Below are 19,001 nucleotides of genomic sequence, written 5' to 3'. Positions count from 1 at the left end.
CCCGGCCTCCTCGTCCACACGAAGGACACCCCATGCCAGACCCCCTCCTCACCGTGCGCGACTTCTCGGTCGTGTACGACGTCGACCCACCCGTCGCGGCGGTCAAGAACGTCACCCTCGAACTTCAGCGCGGCGAGATCCTCGGTCTCGCCGGCGAGAGCGGATGCGGCAAGACCACGCTCGCGTACGGTGTGCAGCGCCTGCTGCGTGCGCCCGCCGTGATCACCGGGGGCGATGTGACCTTCCACGACGTCTCCGGTGTCGACGTCGACATCAACTCCCTCGACGTCGATGCGATGCAGCGCTTCCGCTGGGACAAGATCTCGATGGTGTTCCAGGGCGCCATGAACGCCCTCAACCCGGTGGCGACGATCGGCTCGCAGCTCGAGGACGTGTTCGAGATCCACCGCCCCGACATGAATCGTCGTCAGCGGCGAGCCGAGGCCGAGGAACTGCTCGAGATCGTCAAGGTGGGGCGGCAGCGGGTGCGGTCGTTCCCGCACGAGCTCTCGGGCGGCATGCGTCAGCGCGTCATGATCGCGATGGCGCTCGCGCTGCGCCCGCAGCTGATGGTGATGGACGAGCCGACCACCGCCCTCGACGTGCTGGTGCAGCGCGAGATCCTGAAGCAGATCTCGCAGCTGCGGCACGAGTTCGGTTTCTCGGTGATCTTCATCACACACGATCTGCCGTTGCTGCTCGAGATCAGCGACCGGATCGCGATCATGCGCGAGGGCGAGATCATCGAGCTCGCCACCGCCGAGCAGATCTGGCGGCAGCCGCAGCAGGAGTACACGCGCACGCTGCTGTCGTCGTTCCCCCGGCTCACCGGGGAGAGAGGGGTGCTGGTGCGATGACCACCCTCGAGTTCCAGAACATCACCAAGACCTACACGGTGCGCGGCGCCGGGCAGATCACGGCGCTCGACGACGTGAGCTTCACCCTCGACTCGGGGCGCACGCTCGGGCTCGTCGGCCAGTCGGGCAGCGGCAAGTCGACGATCGCGAAGATCCTCACCCAGCTCGAGACCCCCACGAGCGGGCGGGTGCTGCTCGACGGTGCACCCGTGCCCCGCCGGGGGAAGGGCCTGCGGCGCTACCGTCAGCAGCTGCGGATGGTCTTCCAGGATCCGTTCGCCTCGCTCAATCCCTACCACTCGATCCGCTATCACCTCGAGCGGCCGATCCGCCTCGACGCCGTCGTGCCGAAGAAGGAGACGGAGGATGAGGTGCGGCGTCTGCTCGCCCGGGTGCGTCTCGATGCGGATGCCGTGATCGATCGCCGCCCGCACGAACTGTCGGGCGGCCAGCGCCAGCGCGTCGCGATCGCCCGCGCCCTGGCCTCTCGGCCCTCGATCCTCGTGGCAGACGAGCCGGTCTCGATGCTCGACGTCTCGATCCGTCTGGGCGTGCTGACGCTGCTCGCCGATCTCCAACGCGAAGAGGGGCTCGGCGTGCTCTACATCACCCACGACCTCGCCACCGCGCGTCACTTCAGCGACGAGATCATGGTGCTCAACCAGGGGCGGGTGGTCGAGTACGGCACCGCCGACGACGTCATCCTGAACCCGCAGGACCCGTACACGCGCGAGCTGCGCGCGGCATCCCCCGATCCCGAGAAGCACTTCGCCTCGGCATCCGCGAACGGAGGCGCGCTGTGAGCACCGCATTCCCCCAACTCGACGACAACGACCTCGTCCAGCAGGACGCTCTCGAGGTCGGCACGACCGCGACGACGGCGGAGCGCGGGCAACGCCCGGTCGCCTGGCGGTTCTTCCTCGGGCGCACGGGCTTCTACCTTTTCACGCTGTGGGCCGCGATCACGATCAACTTCTTCCTGCCCCGCTTCATGAAGGGCGACGCGGTCAGCTCGTATCTGGCGCGCAACCGCAACGTGAGTCCGGAGGCGGCGGAATCGCTGCGCATCCTCCTCGGCATCGACAGCGACAAGTCCATCTGGCAGCAGTACCTGGAGTACTGGGGGATGCTGTTCCGCGGCGACCTCGGCATCTCGACGCTGCACGGGCTGCGGCCGGTGGGCGAGGTGCTCGCCGCCGCCCTGCCGTGGACGTTGGGGCTGGTCGGCCTCGCGACCGTCATCTCCTTCCTCATCGGCACCGTCGGCGGCGCGATCGTCGGCTGGAAGCGGGGGAGCAGGCTCGACGCGCTCATCCCGATCACGACCTTCTTCAACACGATCCCGTACTTCTGGCTGGGTCTCATCGCGATCGCGATCTTCTCGTCGACGCTGAAGTGGTTCCCGTCGTCGCACGCCTACGACAAGGGGCAGTCGCCCGAGTGGAGCCTCGACTTCATCGGGCAGGTCATCATGCACGGCACCCTGCCCGCGCTGACGATCATCATCGCGTCGCTGGGCGGGTGGATGCTCGGAATGCGCAACATGATGCTGACCGTGCTCGACGAGGACTACATCACCGTCGCGCAGGCGAAGGGCATGCCCAACCGGCGCGTGCTCTGGGCGTACGCCGCGCGCAACGCGGTGCTGCCGCAGATCCAGAGCTTCGCGCTCTCGATCGGCTTCATCGTCGGCGGCACGATCGTCATGGAGATGGTCTTCAGCTACCCCGGCCTCGGCAAGCTGCTGCTCGACGCCACCAACGCCAAGGACTTCGCGCTCATGCAGGGCGTCTTCCTGGTGATCACACTCTCGGTGCTCGCGGCCAACATCCTCGCCGATGTGGTCTACGCGTACCTCGACCCGCGCACCCGCCAGACGGAGGCCTGAGATGACCGTTCCCACCACCGCCGCAGGGGCCGCACCGGACGGCTCGCCGGTCGCCTCGGGCATGCCCGAGACCGCGACGCTGCGCACGCCGGCATCCGTCCCTCCCGAGCGCAAGACCTTCTGGTCGCAGCTCGCGCAGGCGTTCGCGATGTTCCGCAACCGCAAGTCGATCGCGGGGCTCATCATCCTCGGTGTCTTCGTGCTCATCGCGATCTTCGCGGAGTGGATCGCGCCCTACGGCCCGACCCAGAAAGACCGCTCGGCGCTGCGCCAGCCGCCCTCGTTCGAGCACTGGCTCGGCACGACGCACATGGGCGAGGACGTGCTCAGCCAGATCATCTTCGGCACCCGCGGCGTCATCGTGGTCGGCTTCCTCTCGGCGGCGATCGCGACGGTCATCGCGATCACGATCGGCGTCATCGCCGGCTACGTGCGCGGTTGGAAGAGCGAGTCGCTGTCGGCGCTGACGAACGTGTTCCTCGTGATCCCCGGCATCCCGCTGATCATCATCATCGCCTCGCAGTTCGACAACCCGCCGCTCATCCTCATCGCCGCGGTGCTCGGTCTCACCGGGTGGGCGTGGGGTGCGCGCGTACTGCGCGCGCAGACCATGTCGCTGCGCAACCGCGACTTCATCCAGGCCGCGCGCGCGAACGGCGAGCCCCTGCGCCGCATCATCACGGTCGAGATGCTGCCGAACCTCATGGCGCTCATCGCGTCGAGCTTCGTCGGCACCGTGACCGCCGCGATCCTGGGACTCACCACGCTGGCGTTCATCGGGGTGATCCCGGTGAACAACCTCAACTGGGGCACCATCCTCTTCTGGGCCCAGCAGAACGGCGCGTTCCCGCGGCTCTGGTGGTGGTACGTGCCCGCCGGACTCTGCATCGCGATCATCGGCGTCGCGCTCTCGCTCATCAACTTCGGCATCGACGAGTACGTCAACCCGCGCCTGCGCTCGGCGGGCGAACGGGCGCGAGCGATGAAGAAGAAGGGGCTCGACGTGAACGACGCCGTCACGGCGGTGCGCAGCATCCCGATGGCGAACACGGATGCTCCGCCCAGCTCGACCCGACACGATACGACCACGCAGAACTCCTCGAACATCTCGACCCGGAACGCGAAGTGATGACCTCTCCCACCCTCACCACGGCTCTGCCGTACCAGGACCCCACCCTCTCGATCGACGAGCGCGTCGCCGACCTCCTCGGACGCATGACGCTCGAGGAGAAGGTCGGGCAGATGCTGCAGCTCGACGCGCGCGACGACCTCGACGACCACGTCCTGCGCCGTCACGCCGGGTCGATCCTGCACACGTCGCCCGAGCGGATCCTGCGCGCGAACGCGCTGACCGCCGAGACGCGCCTGCGCATCCCGCTGCTGGTCGCCGAGGACTGCATCCATGGCCACTCCTTCTGGCCCGGCGCGACCATCTACCCGACCCAGCTCGGCATGGCCGCCTCGTGGGATGCCGGTCTCGTCGAACGGGTGGCCCGCGCCACCGCCGTGGAGGTCGCGGCTACCGGCATCCACTGGACCTTCTCGCCGGTGCTCTGCATCGCCCGCGACCTGCGCTGGGGCCGCATCGACGAGTCTTTCGGCGAAGACCCGTTCCTCATCGGCGAGCTCGCCTCGGCCATGGTGCGCGGCTACCAGGGTGACGGCCTCGACGACCCGACCGCGATCCTCGCGACCGCCAAGCACTTCGCCGGGTACTCCGAGACCCAGGGCGGGCGCGACGCCAGCGAGGCCGACATCTCGCGCCGCAAGCTGCGTTCGTGGTTCCTGCCGCCGTTCGAGCGGGTCGCCCGCGAGGGATGCCGGGTGTTCATGCTCGGCTACCAGACGATGGACGGCATCCCGATCACCACCAACGACTGGCTGCTCACCGACGTGCTGCGCGGCGAGTGGGGCTACACCGGCACGCTCGTCACCGACTGGGACAACGTCGGCCGGATGGTCTGGGAGCAGCACGTGCAGCCCGATTACGCGCACGCCTCGGCCGCCGCGACGCGCGCCGGCAACGACATGATCATGACGACGCCGCGCTTCTTCGAGGGAGCGCTCGAGGCCGTCGAGCGCGGACTGCTGCCGGCGGATGCCTTCGACGCCGCGGCCGCGCGCATCCTCACCCTCAAGTTCGAACTGGGGCTGTTCGAAGACCCGCGCCTGCCGCGCGACGACCTCGATGGGATCGTCGGCAGCGCCGCACACGCCGAGTTGAATCTCGAGATCACGCGCCGGTCGATCGTGCTGCTCGAGAACGACGGCGTGCTGCCGTTGGATGCTTCGGCGCGGACGAAGGTCGCCGTCGTGGGCCCGCTCGCCGACGACGCGCAGACGCAGCTCGGCGACTGGGCCGGCGGGTCGGGCCAGGCCGGATGGCTCGACGGGCAGCCGCGCGAGATGATCACGACCGTGCTCGACGGGCTGTCGGGCGTCGGGGGCTGGGAGGTCTCGCACGCGCGCGGCGCCGACATCCTCTCCCTCGAGGACGACCCGCAGGGAGCGCTGTTCCCCGACGGGCAGCCGCGTCCGCGCATCGTGAAGCCGTGCGCCCCGGATGAGGCGCTGATCGCCGAAGCCGTCGCCGCCGCCGAGGCCGCCGATGTCGTGGTCGCCGTCGTCGGAGACCGCATCGAGCTCGTCGGCGAGGGCCGCTCGACCGCGACCCTCGAACTCGTCGGCGGGCAGAACGCCCTGCTCGACGCGGTGATCGCGACCGGCACACCCGTCGTCGTGGTGCTGATGGCCTCGAAGCCGCTCGTGCTGCCGGCATCCGTCTCGCAGGCCGCCGCCGTGATCTGGGCCGCGAGCCCGGGCATGCAGGGTGGGCGTGCGATCGCCGAGATCATCGCGGGCGAGGTCGAGCCCTCGGGGCGTCTGCCGATCTCGTTCGCGCGCCACGTCGGCCAGCAGCCGACGTACTACAACCAGATCCGCGGGCAGCATGGCGATCGCTATGCCGACCTCACGCAGGCGCCCGCCTGGGGCTTCGGCGAGGGGCTGTCGTACTCGACGGTCGAGTACTCCGACCTGTCGCTGGAGCGTTCGGCGCTGGGCCGCGACGACGTCGTCGTCGGGCACGTGACGGTGACGAACACGGGGCCGCGACCGGTGCGCGAAACCGTGCAGGTGTATGTGCGGGATGCCGTGACGAGCGTCAGCTGGACCGACCGCGAACTCAAGTCGTACCGCCAGGTCGAGCTCGCGCCGGGGGAGTCGGCGCGGGTGCGGGTCGAGGTGCCCGTCGCCGACTGCACGATCGTGGATGCCGCGGGTGTGCGGGTCGTCGAGCCGGGCGAGTTCGCCCTGCTGGTGGGCCCGTCGTCGCGCGAGGAGGTGCTGCTCGGGGCGGAGTTCACGGTGGAGTGACGGCGACACGACGTCGGCGGATAACCTGGCGTCGTGCATCGATATCGCGAGATCGCCCGCGACCTCACGATCCAGATCGCCGAGGGTGGGTTCGACGCCTCGGGGATGTTGCCGTCCGAAGCGCAGCTCGCGGCGACCTACGAGGTCTCGCGCGGCACCGTGCGCAATGCGCTCGTGCTCATGGCGCGGCAGGGGGCGATCGCTCCTCGCCGCGGGTCGGGCTGGTTGGTGCGCACGGCAGCCCAGAGCCAGCGCTTCTCGGAGATGCGGTCGTTCGCGCAGTGGGCGTCGAGCCGCGGCATGGAACCCGGCGGGCACGTGCTCTCGCAGCAACGCCGTCCGGCGACCGCGACCGAAGTGCGTCGATTCCGGGGCGGTCGTGGCATCGGCGAGGTGCTCGAGGTCGTGCGACTGCGCTCGTTGAACGGTCGCGTCGTGATGCTCGAGCGCACGGTCTACCCGTCGTGGATCGCGCCGATCGTCGAAGAGCTCTCGCCCGACGAGCCCTCGGTCGTCGGGGCGCTGGAATCGCGCGGCGTGCGGATGGTCTCCGGAGAGCAGACGATCGACGCGATCGCGGCGTCCAGTGAGGATGCACGTCTTCTCGGCATCCGACGGTCGAGTCCGCTGCTGCGCGTGCAACGCGTCAGCTACTCCGGCGATGGGCGTGCGATCGAAGCCGGCGACGACCACTACCCTCCCGATGCTATGTCGTTCCAGATGCAGGTGTCGTTGCAGGGCTCCTCGCTCACACGCCATCCGGGGTGAGCCGGGCGCGGGGGCTGTACAACTGTGCATCGTGGGCTCCCGGATCCGGAGCGGATGCCGTCGCCGTCGCCGCTCGGACGAGTCGCGTTCATCAGCCGGTCACCTTGCGGCTGTTCTGTCGCTGCAGGAGGCGATCACGACCTCCGAGGGGCGTCCCGTCGGGGACGCCGACATCGTTCCCGGAAGGATCTCGTCAGACATGTCCTCGTCACCTCCCCGCGCGGTGCGCCCCCGTCGGAGTGCGCACCTGCTCGCCGCGCTCGCCGCAGCCGGAGCACTGCTCGTGTCGCCGCTGCTGGCCGCGTCGCCCGCCGTCGCCGCGGCATCCGGCGTCACTCTCTCAAGCTCCGACGTCGCGGTCGGGGGAACCCTGTCGGTCGCATACTCGACGGATCGCCCGACGTCCACGAACTGGGTGGCGATCTACCCGGAGTCCACGCCCGAGCCCTGCGACGCCTGCGGCATGGCCTGGGCGTATGCACCCGGCGCGACCGGCACGGTGCAGCTGCCCACGATGGACCGCACCGGCAACCCGCTTCCCGCGGGCGACTACCGCGTCGAGTACCTCTACAACGACGGCTACTCCCGTGTCAGCGAGCCGGTGCCGTTCACCATCGCCGGCGGGCCGGTCGTCGAGGAGCCCGGCGAGGGCCCGGAGGTCGACCCGACCAAGCCGATCGACCTGTCGGTCGTGCAGCTCAACGTCTGGGGCAAGACCACCGACGCGACGATGCTCACCGAGATCGGCGCAGACCTGATCTTCGTCGAGGAGGCGCAGTCCGCGACGGCGGCCGTAGCCCGCGATCTCGGCTTCGACTATCACTCCACCGGCGGCAGCGCGGGAGTCATCTCGCGCTACCCGATCGTCGACGCGGGAGTCGTCGCGGTGCCCGGTACGCAGGGCGGATGGACGAAGGCGATCGTGCAGGTCGGCGACACCCAGATCGCCGCGTACGGAGGGCACCTCGAGTACCGCTACTACGCCACCTACCTGCCCCGTGGGTACGCCGGAGACGTGCTCGCCCCCGGGTTCCCGGCCGAGTGGCGCGGGTGGAACAAGCTCGCAGCCCCCGTGACGGACGTGCCGCAGATCCTCGCGGCCAACGAGGCGTCGGGACGACCGGCCGCCGCCGCCGCGCTGACCGCCGACATGGCGAACGAGCGCACCGCCGGACGTCTCACGATCATGGGCGCCGACATGAACGAGCCGTCGGTGCTCGACTGGACCGAGACCACGGCGGATCTCTACGACCACAACGGGGTCGTCGCTCCCTGGCAGACCTCTCGCATCCTCCGCGACGGCGGCCTCGTCGACGCCTACCGGGCCGTGTACCCCGACCCCGTGACCCACCCCGGATTCACGTGGCCGGCCGACACCCCGAACGTCGACGTCTCGCAGCTCGCCTGGGCGCCCGAGGCCGACGAGCGCGACCGCATCGACTACATCTTCTTCGCGCCGGATGACCGCCTCAGCCTGACGGGCACGCGCATCGTCGGACCGAAGGGCGACATCGTGCGCGGCGCCCGTGCCCTGCCGGTCTCGGACGAGGAGATCTTCACCCCGCAGACGCTGTGGACCAGCGACCACAAGGGCCTCCAGTCCGACTTCGTCATCTGCGGCGACGCCTGCCAGGCCGAGCCCGAGCTCGGCGACCTCGTCGTCGGCACGCCGACGATCACCGGCTCGGCGGTCGTCGCGACCGAGGTCACCGCGGTTCCGGGCGAGTGGACGGCGGGCACCGCGTTCACCTTCCAGTGGCTGGCGGATGGCGACGCGATCGAGGGCGCGACCTCGGCCACGTTCCCGATCCCGGCCGACTTCGCAGGTCGTTCGCTCTCCGTGCGCGTCGGCGGGACGCTCGACGGATACGCGCCGGCCGAGGCGACCAGCGCTGCCGTGACGGTGGCCGCTGCGGAGGAGCCGGGTTCGGATGCCCCGGCTGTGGTTCTCGGAGCGTCCAGCGTGGTCGCGGGCGGAAGCCTGAGGGTCACCGGCGCCGGCTTCGCCGCCGGTGCTCCGCTGACGCTCGAACTGCGCTCCACGCCCGTCGCGCTCGGAACGGTGACGGCCTCGGATGCGGGAGCCTTCTCGACGACCGTCACGATCCCGGCATCCGTCACGCCCGGTGCGCACACGCTCGTCGTGATCCTGCCGGACGGCACCGAGGTGACCGCCGCCGTCACCGTGACCGCAGCGCCGAGTGCGGATGCCGATGGCGAGGCGCTCGCGCAGACCGGTGGGGAGATCCCGATGCCGGTCGTGTGGGCGGCGGTTCTCGCGCTGATCGTCGGCGCGGGGCTGACGGTGCGCCGTCGGTTGCGTCAGCAGTAGTCGACGACAGTCGCAGCCGTGGCCGCCCCGGGCAAGTGCCCGGGGCGGCCACGGCTGCGAGAGAGGCGAGTGTCCGAAGCGATCGGGGGGGTCACGCTTCGAGCTGGTCGAGAACCAGTTCTCCCCGCGAGTTGAGCGACTCCATCAGACGCTCGATGCGACCTCCGTCGATCGGTGGCAGGGCGCTTTCGTCGAACGACAGGATCAGCGGGATGCTCGGATGCATCCAGATGGTCATCCGCGCGGCGGGGTTCCGCGCCTCGGGAAGCCAGGTCATCATGAAACTCTCCTGGCGACGCAGCTTCGTGCCGATCACGATCTTCAGGTGCGCCAGCGTCCGATCATCGATTTCGATCGGAGGACGAGCGCTGTTGTACTCCAGGGTTCCCATGGAGCAACCATACGTCCTCGCCGGTCGTCTCTTGCAGGGCATCCGTGCCCGTGCAACCCCGGTCTCGTTCGGGTCGAGTGGGGCGTACGGTGCCGGGATGGACCGCATGCGAACGATGGAGAGAACAGAGATCCTGATCGACGGCGTCAGTGCGCACCTCGCGCAGGAACAAGACGTCGGGGAGCTCCTGCAACAGATCGAGACGGCGGCGAACGGACCTGCAGCGTTCGTCGAGTTCGTCGTCGTCGGGAATCGGCGGGTCAAGGTTCTCGTCACCCCGAGGTCCCAGGTCGTCATCTCCACCGAGACGGTGCGGCACGACCCCCGCGACACGGGGAACGAAGCATTTCCCTTCGGGGGCCTGTACGACTTCGATCCCGAACCGCTCGGCTGACCGGGGGCGCTGCGGATCGCTCACCGATGGTGCGGGCGGGCAGGGGAGCCGAGGGGGCATGGTACGTCGTGCCGGGGTATCCGTCGAGGGGCGCGGTGAAGTCGCGATGAGCGCGCATGGTGAGCGCACACCCCACAGAGCCGACGGAGGCGCACCATGTATTTCCACGTACAGGAATTCATCAACGAGATCGCTGTGGACGAGCCGGATCCCGCGGCGGCGAATGCGCTGCAAGAGGGGTTGGGCGGTCAGTTCGGCGAGATGCGCACGATGATGCAGTACCTCTTCCAGAGCATCAACTTCCGCGGTCCCGACGGCAAGCCGTACAAGGACCTCATCCAGGGGATCGGCACCGAGGAGATCAGCCACGTCGAACTGATCGGCACCACGATCTCCCGGCTCCTCGACGGCTCGCCGAGGTACCAGGGCAAGCCGACCGACCCGGTGGACCAGCCCGGTGCCGGTGGCGCGACGCCGCTGAGCATCGCCGTCGACACCAGCAACATCCACCACTACCTCGTCGGCGCGCAGGGCGCACTGCCGGTGGATGCGGTGGGCAACCCGTGGTCGGGGAGCTACGTGTACAACTCGGGCAATCTCGTGCTCGACCTGCTCTACAACCTCATGCTCGAATCCACCGGGCGGCTGCAGAAGTGCCGACTGTACGAGATGACCGACAACAAGACCGCGCGCAGCACGATCTCGTACCTCATCGTGCGTGACCAGGCGCACGAGAACGCCTACGCGAAGGCGCTCGAGACCCTCGGCGTGAACTGGCGCACATCGCTGCCGATCCCGAAGACCAACGCCGAGCAGTTCCCCGAGGTGAAGAGACTCCTCGACCTCGGCCTGCAGAGCAAGAACTACTCGTTCGACCTCACGGCGCAATCCGAGGCGGGCAAGATCTTCCAGGGCGCGTCGCCGTCGAACGACGGCACCGACCTCGACGCGAGCGAGCAGGCGCCCGAGGGCTTCCCGATGACCATCTCGCCGGAGCGTCCCGAGGAGTTCTCCCCGGGTGCCGACGACGAGCTGCGCGAGCTCATCGAGGCGACCGCGGCGATGGAGATGGCCGACATCGATGCGACGTTCGGACGGATGCAGTAGTCGAGGATCGTCCTGCGGGACGAATTCTCAGCGGCCTCCGCCGTTGAGAACGTCCATCCAGTCGGCGGGAAGACGGTCGCTCGGGCCGGGAACGGCCTGTGACTCAGGATGGCTCGTCGGCGCGGCGAGCGGCGGACCATCGAACGCGGTCTCGTCTCGGAAGTCCCAGAACCAGTCCTCCCCGGGTTCGAAACTCTGCATCACGGAGTGGCCGGTCTGCTGCCAGTGCTTCGTCGCGTGCATGTTCGGGGAGTCGTCGCAGCATCCGATGTGTCCGCATGCGGCGCACCGCCGCAGGTGAACCCACCATGAGCCGGTCTCATCGCATTCCACGCACCCCGTACCGCTGGGAGGCACCGTCACGTCGATCATGTCGGGATCTGTCGTCATGCCGCCATCATCGCGGCTCCTCGGCCTCTTGGACAGGCCCTGCCGCGCGCGAAGTACGGATGGGTGTGGCCGCTCACGGGTCTCGACGTGATCGCGCGGATCTTCGCGATCGTCGGCGGCAGGACTGTGCGGTGTCGGACGACTCCTGCACGAACGCAATGGGCAGTTCTCCCCCACAGGCCCAGACAGGTTGTCCCCTACCTTTGAAGAATGCGTGAGAACCGGGGGATCGTTCGTGGTGCTGCTCTGCTGCTCGGAGGGGTGATCGCCGTGACGGCGCTCGCGGGGTGCACGGCGCGGAAGCCGGAGAACCTCGAAGCGCAGGTCGCCGAGGATCCGGCCGTCTCCTCGGTCGAGGAAGCAGCGGACGGCGGATACGAGATCACGCTCGACGACTCGATCGCTCCCGCAGATCTCGCCGAGGTCGCCGGGCGGTTGGGGGACCTCGCCGAGTCGGTCACCGACGACGACGTGGTCCTGAGATTGCGCGCCGCCGCCTGGCAGTGGACGCTCGCGGGAGACGACGATGACGTGACAGACCTCGCGCAGGCGGTCGGGGAGCTGGCAGGTGTCGACGGCATCCTGCAGGGGAAGGTCTGGTCCGATGGCGGCGCCCTCGGCATCGAGGCCGTTGCGGAGGCGGGGGTCGATCCGGCTGCGGTGATCACGCCGCTGGCTGCGGCGGCGGCGGCGGGTCCGATCGACGACGGGGTGCGGCTGAAGGTCTCCGACGTGCATGAGCGATCGTCGGTCGAGACGCAGGATCCGGCGGAGCTGAAGCCGGCACTCGAGACGATCGCCGTCGCGGCCGCCGCCGGAGCGATCCAGAAGTACACGCTGGAGGACGACTCGTTGACGCTGCGGATGCGCACGGCCGAAGGCGCGCAGGCAGTGGCACCTGAAGTCGACGCACTGGCCGCCGAGCTGCCGCTCGACGTCGACCTGAGCAGCGGCATCATGACCGCGCCACAGCTGCAGGACGATCTGGCCGCGCGGCTCAGCGCGATCCTCACGCCGATCGAGGGCGTGGTCGGGGCATCGATCGACACGCACGGTCCGAAGGCTCTGCACCTGTCGGTCACGACGACGGATGCCGAGACGGCCGCGACCGCGCAGCAGGCGCTCCTCGCTTCAGCGGATCTGCAGGCGTTCAACTCCCTGCAGCTCTTCGTGCTGCAACAGGACGAGCCCGGCACGCTCATCACCGCGAAGACCATGAGCGACGAGGGCTATGTCAGCAACTTCGACCGTGCGCTCGGGCTTGCGGAGACAGACGGGGTGCGGTCGGTCGCGCTCGGTCCGCTCGAACTGGATGTCGTGCTCGACCACGGTGCTGATGCGGCGAAGGTCGCCCCGGCGGTCAAAGCAGCGGCGCTTCGCGACCAGGAGGCGGAGATCTTCGGCTCGACGAGCTGGGGTCCGGTCACCGACCGGACGCTGTTCTCGTTCACTGTGCTCGGGAAGCTCCACCAGAACGTGGTGAAGGTGTCGGCCGGCACACCGGACGGCGACGTGCAGGGGTTCATCGACGCCTGGAACGACGCCCCCGGCCTCTGAGACCGCGGCGCGTCGGGTCGTCGACGACCGACACGCCGAAACCCTCTCGAGGCATAGAGTGGATCGGCCCCCTCGGGCCCCTCACCCCCCTCTGGAGCATCCGTGACCTCCGTCGACGACCGCGCGCGCTATCGCCCGAACCCCTCCGTGCTCACCGCGCTGAAGAGCCCGCGCCTGCTGACGCGCGAGGTACTCGCCGGTCTCGTCGTCGGCCTCGCGCTGATCCCCGAGGCGATCTCGTTCTCGGTGATCGCCGGCGTCGATCCTGCGGTGGGCCTGTTCTCGTCGTTCATCATGGCGATCGCGATCTCGTTCCTGGGTGGACGCCCCGCCATGATCACCGCCGCGACCGGCGCCGTCGCCCTCGTGATCGCGCCCGTCGCCCCGACGTACGGCATGGACTACTTCATCGCCACCGTCATCCTCGCCGGCGTCTTCCAGGTGCTGATGGCCGTGCTCGGCGTCGCCAAGCTCATGCGGTTCATCCCGCGCAGCGTCATGACCGGGTTCGTCAACGCGCTCGCGATCTTCGTGTTCAGCGCGCAGGTGCCGCAGCTGATCGGGGTTCCCTGGCTGGTGTATCCACTGGTGGCCCTCGGCATCCTCGTCATGATCTTCATGCCCAGGATCACCAAGCTCGTACCCGCACCCCTCGTCTCGGTCGTCATCGTGACCGCCGTCGTCCTGGTGTTCGCGATCAACGTTCCCACCGTCGGCGACCAAGGCGACCTGCCGCGCAGCCTGCCCGAGCTCTTCATCCCGAACGTGCCGTTCACGTGGGAGACCTTCACGATCATCGCGCCGTACGCCCTCGGAGTCGCGCTCGTCGGACTCATGGAATCACTGATGACCGCGAAGCTCGTCGACGAGATCACCGACACGCACTCCCGCAAGACCCGCGAGGCGTGGGCGCAGGGTGCGGCGAACATGCTGTCGGGTGTCTTCGGCGGCATGGGCGGATGCGCGGTCATCGGCCAGACCATGATCAACGTGCGCTCCGGCGCTCGCACGCGCATCTCGACGTTCTTCGCCGGTGTCTTCCTCTTCCTGCTCGTCGTCGTGTTCGGCGACTTCGTCGCGACCATCCCGATGGCCGCACTCGTCGCCGTCATGATCATGATCTCGATCAGCGCGTTCGACTGGCACAGCATCCGTCCGTCCACCCTCAAGCGGATGCCGAAGAGCGAGACGTTCGTGATGATCGTCACCGTCGTCGCCGTGGTGCTCACCCACAACCTGGCGGTCGGGGTCGTGGCGGGTGTGATCACGGCATCCGTCCTGTTCGTGCGCCGGGTGGCGCACGTGGTGTCGGTGAGCCGCACCGTTTCGGACGATGGCCAGGTCGCGACCTATGTGGTCGACGGGGCGCTGTTCTTCGCGTCGAGCAACGACCTCACGACGCTGTTCGAGTACGCGGCCGACCCCGCGCGGGTAGTCATCGACCTGTCGAGATCACACGTGTGGGATGCCTCCACCGTCGCCGCCCTCGACGCGATCGAGACGAAGTACGCCCGGCACGGCACGACCGTCGAGCTCGTCGGGCTGAACGAGGCGTCGGGCGCCTTCCACGGACGGCTGACGGGGCAGCTCGGCGGCGAGGGGTAGCGCCCGCATTACGCTGCATCACGACGACCGGCCCTCGACCCCCGAGGGTGATTTAGCGTGAGGGTATGACTGCAGAGCCCCGCGTGTACGTGATCCACGAGAACGCCGAATGGTTCCCGCCGTTCGCCGCGGCCTTCGAGGCCGAGGGCGTGCCCGCGCAGGAATGGCTGCTCACCGACGGATCGATCGACCTCAACGCCGAACCGCCCGCGGGTGTGTTCTGGTCTCGGCTGAGCGCCTCGGCGCACACGCGCGACCACGGCGACTCGAAGGAGTTCGGTCGTGCGGTGCTGCGGTGGCTCGAAGCATCCGGTCGCACCGTCGTGAACGGCAGCCCCGTGCTCGAGCTCGAGGTCAGCAAGGCCGCTCAGCACGCCGCGCTGCAGCGCGCCGGCATCGAGGTGCCGCGCACCGTCGCCGTCTTCGGCACGGCCGCGCTCAAGGAGCGCGCCCGTGAGTTCGCCGCCCCCTTCATCAGCAAGCACAATCAGGGCGGCAAGGGGCTCGGTGTTCGCCGTCACGACAGCCACGACGAGTTCGACGCCTGGGTCGACGGCCCCGAGTTCGAACCCTCGCCCGACGGCATCACGCTGCTGCAGGAAAACCTCTTCGCGACCGCGCCCTTCGTCACACGCGTCGAGTTCGCCGGCGGGGAGTTCGTCTACGCCGTGCGCGTCGACACCAGTGCCGGCAGTTTCGAGCTGTGCCCCGCCGAGGCGTGCGCGCTGCCCGGTGCCGACGGTGTCGAGCCCGAGCCGCTGTTCCGCATCCGCGAGGAGATCACGGCGCAGCATCCGCTCGTTCAGCAGTACCTCGCCTTCTTGAAGGACGCCGGCATCACGGTCGCGGGCATCGAGTTCATCGAGACCGTCGACGGCCGCTTCGTCACCTACGACGTGAACACGAACACGAACTACAACCCCGACGTCGAGGCCACGGCCACCGTCTCGGGTCCGCGCACGATCGCGAGTTTCCTCGGCGGACTGCTCGCCCGCGATGCCGCACCTGTCGCGGTCTGACCCGGCGGGCGTTCATAACTCCTGAGAAGCGAGCCGTCGAGCCCGCGAAGCCCCCGGAACCGGCGTTCCGGGGGCTTTCTTCCGGAGTTGTGCACCGGGAACCGTCTCAACGGATGCTCACCGCCCGCTGCCCGCGATCACGCCCTCCTTGACGTAGCGTTGCGCGGCGAGAACCAGCACCAGTGCCGGGAGGCTCGCGATGAGGGATGCTCCCATCGTCGCCGCCCACGTGTTCATGTTCGAGTTCGCGAGCGCGTAGATGAACACGGTCACGGGGTACATCTCGGTCTTCGTGACGAGGGTGAGGCCGAACAACAGGTCGCCCCAGGCGAAGAGGAACGTGAACACCCCGGCCGTGATGATCGCGTTTCGCGACAGGGGCACGACCACGCGCCACAGTGAGCCGACCGGTCCGAGTCCGTCGAGGGTGGAGGCCTCGATGACCTCCGTGTCGAGGCGCAGCATGAACGAGCGCAGCAGGATGATCGCGAACGGGATGCCGGCGGTCGCATTCGCGAGGATCAGGCCGATGTAGCTGTTCAGCGCACCCCAGGTGTTGAACATGGCGTAGAACGAGTTCGCGAGCACGATGCTCGGGATCATCTGCGCGAGCAACAGGATCACGAGTCCCAGGCTCACCGCGCGTGACCGCAGCCGGCTGAGCGAATAGGCGGCGGGCACCGCGACGACGAGGGTCAGCAGTACCGATCCGATCGCGGTGATCAGGCTGACGCGCAGGCCGTCGAGACCGCCGTCCTCGAATGCCGTCACGTACCCGTCGAAGCCCGGGGCGGTCGGGAACCAGGCGGTGTCGGTGGAGTTCGCGTCGGGTTGGAGGGATGCCGAGATCATCCAGTAGATCGGGAACAGGTAGACGATGAGGATCGAGACCGTGAGCACGGTCCAGAACCAGCCGCGGCGGCGGGGAGTGCGTGTGCTCATCGCTCGGCACGCTCCTGTCGGGCGGAGAGCCACGTGTAGACGGCGGCGAAGGCGAGGCTGATGACGAGCAGCAGCATGCCGTAGGCGCCCGCGTGCCCGAACTCGAACAGGCTGAACGCCGAGCGGTACGAGAGCACGCCGAGGGTCATGGTGCTGTTGGCGGGGCCGCCCTGCGTGAGCGCGAGCACGAGGTCGACGATCAGCAGGTTGAAGACGACACTCATCACGACGAGAACCGAGATCACGGGCCAGATGCTGGGGATGATGATGTGCCACAGGCGCTTGAACGCCCCGGCCCCGTCGAGGGATGCCGCCTCGAGGTGCTCGACCGGCACCTGCTTGAGGGCCGCGGCGAGGATGGTCGACCAGTACGGCAGGCTCGCCCACACGGTCACGATGATCACGGCGGCGAGGGCGGTGGTGGGATCGGCGAGCCAGGCGTTGGTCGGCAGTCCGAGCGTGCGCAGGATGTCGTTGAACGCCCCGTCTCCCGCGAGCAGTGACTTCCAGATCGTCGCGACGACGACGGCCGGCAGTAGCCAGGGGATGAGGATGAGGGCGGGCAGCCAGCGGCTGCCCGGGAAGCGCCGTGTGAACAACAGCGCGAGCGCGAGGCCGATCACGAGCTCCGAGACCACGGCGACGACCGTGATGGTGAGGGTGTTCACGATCGCGATACCGGTGGCATCCGCGCGGAAGATGTCGATGAAGTTCTGGAACCCGACGAACGGCGCCTCACCCGTGATGAAGGTCCCGGTCGTGAAGTCGGTCGTGCTCATGAACACGCCGTACCCGAGCGGGAACAGGAAGAACGCGGTGAAGAACACGATCGCGGGCACCAGGAAGGCCCACAGCTCGAGGTTCCGTCGCCGCACCAGGGTCAGGCCGAAGCGGCCGGAGGCGCGAGTCCCCGGCCGCTTCGGCGCTGTGGCAGCGGTCGTCATCAACCCTGGTCGGCCTTGCTCAGCGCTTCCTCGGCGCTCACGCCGTTGACGGTCGCGTTCTGCAGGGCGTCGACGTACTTCGCCTGCAGGGCGCTCCACTCGGTTCCGAGCGTCGCCGGGTTGAAGGCGTTCGCGACGGGGGTGACGAAGGCCTCGGCGGCCGGGACCTCGGCGACGAAGGCATCCTGAGCCGACGTCAGCGCCGGGACGTACCCGCCCTGCACCGCGGTGTCGACCTGGTTCTCCTCCGACGCACGGCACTCGATCAGAGCGGCCGCCGCCTTCTCGCGCTTCTCGTCGCCCTGCACCGGCACGGTGTAGGCGTAGCCGAGGAGTCCGACGCTGCTCTCGTCGGCGCTGGTGCCGGCCGGAACCGAGAATGTGCCGTACTCGAAGTCGAGGCTCGTGTCGACGAGGTTCCAGGGGCCCGACACCGTGATCGCGGCCTTGCCGGACTTCCACTGGTCGATGCCGTCCCAGCCCCAGTTCACGAACTCCTTGGAGAGACTGCCGTCGTCGACGAGGGTCTTGTAGAGATCGACCGCCGCGACCGCGCCGTCACCGGTGAGATCGGCCGGGTCGCCGCCCGCGCTCAGCAGGAACGGCAGGAAGTACGACGAGGTCGAGCCGTCGCCCGCGATGCCGGGCAGCGCGATGCCGTAGTGGTCGGCGGTGGTGGTGGCCTTGGCGGCTGCGATGAGCTCGTCGAACGTGGTGGGCAGTTCGGTGATACCCGCCTCTTCGAAGTACGCCTTGTTGTAGAAGACCGAGTAGTCCTCGACCTGCGTGGGCAGACCGTAGAGGGTGTCCTCGTACTGGCCGAGGGCGGCGACCGGCTCGGCGAGACCGTCGGTCGTGAGGCCGAGGGTGTCGAGGTCGGAGAGCACACCCTGGGCGGCGAGCGTCGGCAGCTGGGTGTCGGTGTTGACGAGGGCGATGTCGGGCAGCGACTTCGACCCCGCCGCCTGCAGCAGGCTGGTCGTGTAGTCGCCCGAGAGGGTCTGGGCGTCGATCGTGATGCCGAGGTCAGCGGCGCACTTCTCGAAGTACTCCTTCTGCAGCGTCTGGTACGGGTCGAAGTCGATGCTGCTCCAGGACGTCAGCTCGACGCCCTCGAAGTCGTCGGCGTCGCCGGAGGTGCTCGACGGGGCGGCGGAACCGGTGCAGCCGGCGAGGAGGACGACGGACGCGACTCCGGCGGCGGCAGACAGCGCGACCCGGGTGGCGCGCGTGCGAGAGGTGCTCATGAGGGTGCGGGATCCTTAGCTCGACCGGGCTGTGACCGATCGTCGGGAGAAGGTCGGGCGGATGCCCGTGGCATGAGTCTCTCGGACGCGGGGGCGTGCGGTCACGGGTTCGGAAACACGGCGAAATGATGTGACGCAGATCGTCATTCGGCCGAAATCTGCGCGTTACGCAGGGAGGGTTCGGG

General features: G+C 68.6%; 17 protein-coding genes. 12 read left to right on the top strand and 5 right to left on the bottom strand.

Going from position 1 to position 19,001, the window contains the following annotated elements; translation table 11 throughout:
• Positions 1-32: 32 nt before the first annotated feature.
• From ACIPVN_RS08335 to ACIPVN_RS08305, 7 genes are all read left to right on the top strand, one after another.
• The gene (locus tag ACIPVN_RS08335) at positions 33-857 is read left to right on the top strand and encodes an ABC transporter ATP-binding protein (RefSeq protein WP_400441965.1); all 825 of its coding nucleotides are present in this window, start codon (positions 33-35) and stop codon (positions 855-857) included.
• Positions 854-1,660: an ABC transporter ATP-binding protein gene (locus ACIPVN_RS08330; protein ID WP_400441963.1), complete on the top strand. Its 807-nt coding sequence runs from the start codon at positions 854-856 to the stop codon at positions 1,658-1,660. The genes ACIPVN_RS08335 and ACIPVN_RS08330 overlap by 4 nt, the downstream gene beginning before the upstream one ends.
• Entirely contained in the window at positions 1,657-2,745 is a 1,089-nt protein-coding gene (locus ACIPVN_RS08325; protein ID WP_400441961.1) for an ABC transporter permease, read from the top strand. Before ACIPVN_RS08330 ends, ACIPVN_RS08325 begins: the two co-directional genes overlap by 4 nt.
• Before the next feature lies 1 nt (position 2,746).
• Positions 2,747-3,874 carry an ABC transporter permease gene (locus ACIPVN_RS08320; RefSeq protein ID WP_400441959.1) on the top strand — a complete coding sequence of 376 codons (1,128 nt, stop codon included), beginning with the start codon at positions 2,747-2,749 and terminating at the stop codon, positions 3,872-3,874.
• A complete protein-coding gene (locus ACIPVN_RS08315; protein WP_400441956.1) occupies positions 3,874-6,120 on the top strand; it encodes a glycoside hydrolase family 3 N-terminal domain-containing protein in 2,247 nt (748 codons plus the stop codon). Before ACIPVN_RS08320 ends, ACIPVN_RS08315 begins: the two co-directional genes overlap by 1 nt.
• A 33-nt stretch (positions 6,121-6,153) precedes the next feature.
• Positions 6,154-6,888 carry a GntR family transcriptional regulator gene (locus ACIPVN_RS08310; protein ID WP_400441953.1) on the top strand — a complete coding sequence of 245 codons (735 nt, stop codon included), beginning with the start codon at positions 6,154-6,156 and terminating at the stop codon, positions 6,886-6,888.
• A 199-nt stretch (positions 6,889-7,087) separates the two neighbouring features.
• Positions 7,088-9,220 carry an endonuclease/exonuclease/phosphatase family protein gene (locus tag ACIPVN_RS08305; RefSeq protein WP_400441950.1) on the top strand — a complete coding sequence of 711 codons (2,133 nt, stop codon included), beginning with the start codon at positions 7,088-7,090 and terminating at the stop codon, positions 9,218-9,220.
• Positions 9,221-9,311: 91 nt separating this feature from the next.
• Here the strand turns inward: ACIPVN_RS08305 and ACIPVN_RS08300 are convergent, their stop codons facing one another.
• Positions 9,312-9,611 carry a hypothetical protein gene (locus ACIPVN_RS08300; protein WP_400441947.1) on the bottom strand — a complete coding sequence of 100 codons (300 nt, stop codon included), beginning with the start codon at positions 9,609-9,611 and terminating at the stop codon, positions 9,312-9,314.
• A 97-nt stretch (positions 9,612-9,708) separates the two neighbouring features.
• Here ACIPVN_RS08300 and ACIPVN_RS08295 point away from each other — a divergent pair, with 97 nt between their 5' ends.
• Complete coding sequence (locus tag ACIPVN_RS08295) at positions 9,709-10,005, top strand: hypothetical protein (RefSeq protein WP_400441945.1); 297 nt, start codon at positions 9,709-9,711, stop codon at positions 10,003-10,005.
• 156 nt (positions 10,006-10,161) lie between these two features.
• Positions 10,162-11,112 (top strand): manganese catalase family protein, encoded by a 951-nt coding sequence (locus ACIPVN_RS08290; RefSeq protein ID WP_400441943.1) that lies wholly within the window; start codon positions 10,162-10,164, stop codon positions 11,110-11,112.
• A gap of 27 nt (positions 11,113-11,139) precedes the next feature.
• Here the strand turns inward: ACIPVN_RS08290 and ACIPVN_RS08285 are convergent, their stop codons facing one another.
• Positions 11,140-11,502 carry a UBP-type zinc finger domain-containing protein gene (locus tag ACIPVN_RS08285; protein WP_400441940.1) on the bottom strand — a complete coding sequence of 121 codons (363 nt, stop codon included), beginning with the start codon at positions 11,500-11,502 and terminating at the stop codon, positions 11,140-11,142.
• Positions 11,503-11,712: 210 nt separating this feature from the next.
• Here ACIPVN_RS08285 and ACIPVN_RS08280 point away from each other — a divergent pair, with 210 nt between their 5' ends.
• The 3 genes from ACIPVN_RS08280 (at position 11,713) to ACIPVN_RS08270 (ending at position 15,683) form a co-directional block, all read left to right on the top strand.
• Positions 11,713-13,059, top strand: coding sequence for a hypothetical protein (locus tag ACIPVN_RS08280; protein WP_400441937.1), 1,347 nt, complete (start codon positions 11,713-11,715; stop codon positions 13,057-13,059).
• Positions 13,060-13,161: 102 nt separating this feature from the next.
• Positions 13,162-14,664, top strand: a complete 1,503-nt coding sequence (locus ACIPVN_RS08275) for a SulP family inorganic anion transporter (RefSeq protein WP_400441935.1) — start codon at positions 13,162-13,164, stop codon at positions 14,662-14,664.
• Between the two features lie 65 nt (positions 14,665-14,729).
• Positions 14,730-15,683: a RimK family alpha-L-glutamate ligase gene (locus tag ACIPVN_RS08270; RefSeq protein WP_400441932.1), complete on the top strand. Its 954-nt coding sequence runs from the start codon at positions 14,730-14,732 to the stop codon at positions 15,681-15,683.
• Positions 15,684-15,800: 117 nt separating this feature from the next.
• On the opposite strand, the gene ACIPVN_RS08265 is transcribed toward ACIPVN_RS08270, so the two are convergent.
• The 3 genes from ACIPVN_RS08265 to ACIPVN_RS08255 are packed head-to-tail and all read right to left on the bottom strand — an operon-like array spanning position 15,801 to position 18,816.
• Positions 15,801-16,625, bottom strand: a complete 825-nt coding sequence (locus ACIPVN_RS08265) for a carbohydrate ABC transporter permease (protein WP_400441929.1) — start codon at positions 16,623-16,625, stop codon at positions 15,801-15,803.
• Positions 16,622-17,569, bottom strand: a complete 948-nt coding sequence (locus ACIPVN_RS08260; protein WP_400441927.1) for a carbohydrate ABC transporter permease — start codon at positions 17,567-17,569, stop codon at positions 16,622-16,624. The genes ACIPVN_RS08265 and ACIPVN_RS08260 overlap by 4 nt, the downstream gene beginning before the upstream one ends.
• A complete protein-coding gene (locus ACIPVN_RS08255; RefSeq protein ID WP_400441924.1) occupies positions 17,569-18,816 on the bottom strand; it encodes an extracellular solute-binding protein in 1,248 nt (415 codons plus the stop codon). The genes ACIPVN_RS08260 and ACIPVN_RS08255 overlap by 1 nt, the downstream gene beginning before the upstream one ends.
• Between the last annotated feature and the right edge of the window lie 185 nt (positions 18,817-19,001).

The sequence above is a fragment of the Microbacterium sp. NPDC090003 genome, assembly GCF_044748385.1.
Taxonomy (GTDB): Bacteria; Actinomycetota; Actinomycetes; order Actinomycetales; family Microbacteriaceae; genus Microbacterium.
This window is presented reverse-complemented; position numbering and strand designations above follow the sequence as displayed.

Bases quoted from the DNA above. Each gene is read 5' to 3' on its own strand.
- ACIPVN_RS08265 (WP_400441929.1), bottom strand. From the start codon at position 16,625: ATGAGCACACGCACTCCCCGCCGCCGCGGCTGGTTCTGGACCGTGCTC.
- ACIPVN_RS08300 (WP_400441947.1), bottom strand. From the start codon at position 9,611: ATGGGAACCCTGGAGTACAACAGCGCTCGTCCTCCGATCGAAATCGAT.
- ACIPVN_RS08335 (WP_400441965.1), top strand. From the start codon at position 33: ATGCCAGACCCCCTCCTCACCGTGCGCGACTTCTCGGTCGTGTACGAC.
- ACIPVN_RS08295 (WP_400441945.1), top strand. From the start codon at position 9,709: ATGGACCGCATGCGAACGATGGAGAGAACAGAGATCCTGATCGACGGC.
- ACIPVN_RS08320 (WP_400441959.1), top strand. From the start codon at position 2,747: ATGACCGTTCCCACCACCGCCGCAGGGGCCGCACCGGACGGCTCGCCG.
- ACIPVN_RS08270 (WP_400441932.1), top strand. From the start codon at position 14,730: ATGACTGCAGAGCCCCGCGTGTACGTGATCCACGAGAACGCCGAATGG.
- ACIPVN_RS08285 (WP_400441940.1), bottom strand. From the start codon at position 11,502: ATGACGACAGATCCCGACATGATCGACGTGACGGTGCCTCCCAGCGGT.
- ACIPVN_RS08260 (WP_400441927.1), bottom strand. From the start codon at position 17,569: ATGACGACCGCTGCCACAGCGCCGAAGCGGCCGGGGACTCGCGCCTCC.
- ACIPVN_RS08290 (WP_400441943.1), top strand. From the start codon at position 10,162: ATGTATTTCCACGTACAGGAATTCATCAACGAGATCGCTGTGGACGAG.
- ACIPVN_RS08280 (WP_400441937.1), top strand. From the start codon at position 11,713: ATGCGTGAGAACCGGGGGATCGTTCGTGGTGCTGCTCTGCTGCTCGGA.
- ACIPVN_RS08305 (WP_400441950.1), top strand. From the start codon at position 7,088: ATGTCCTCGTCACCTCCCCGCGCGGTGCGCCCCCGTCGGAGTGCGCAC.
- ACIPVN_RS08255 (WP_400441924.1), bottom strand. From the start codon at position 18,816: ATGAGCACCTCTCGCACGCGCGCCACCCGGGTCGCGCTGTCTGCCGCC.
- ACIPVN_RS08330 (WP_400441963.1), top strand. From the start codon at position 854: ATGACCACCCTCGAGTTCCAGAACATCACCAAGACCTACACGGTGCGC.
- ACIPVN_RS08315 (WP_400441956.1), top strand. From the start codon at position 3,874: ATGACCTCTCCCACCCTCACCACGGCTCTGCCGTACCAGGACCCCACC.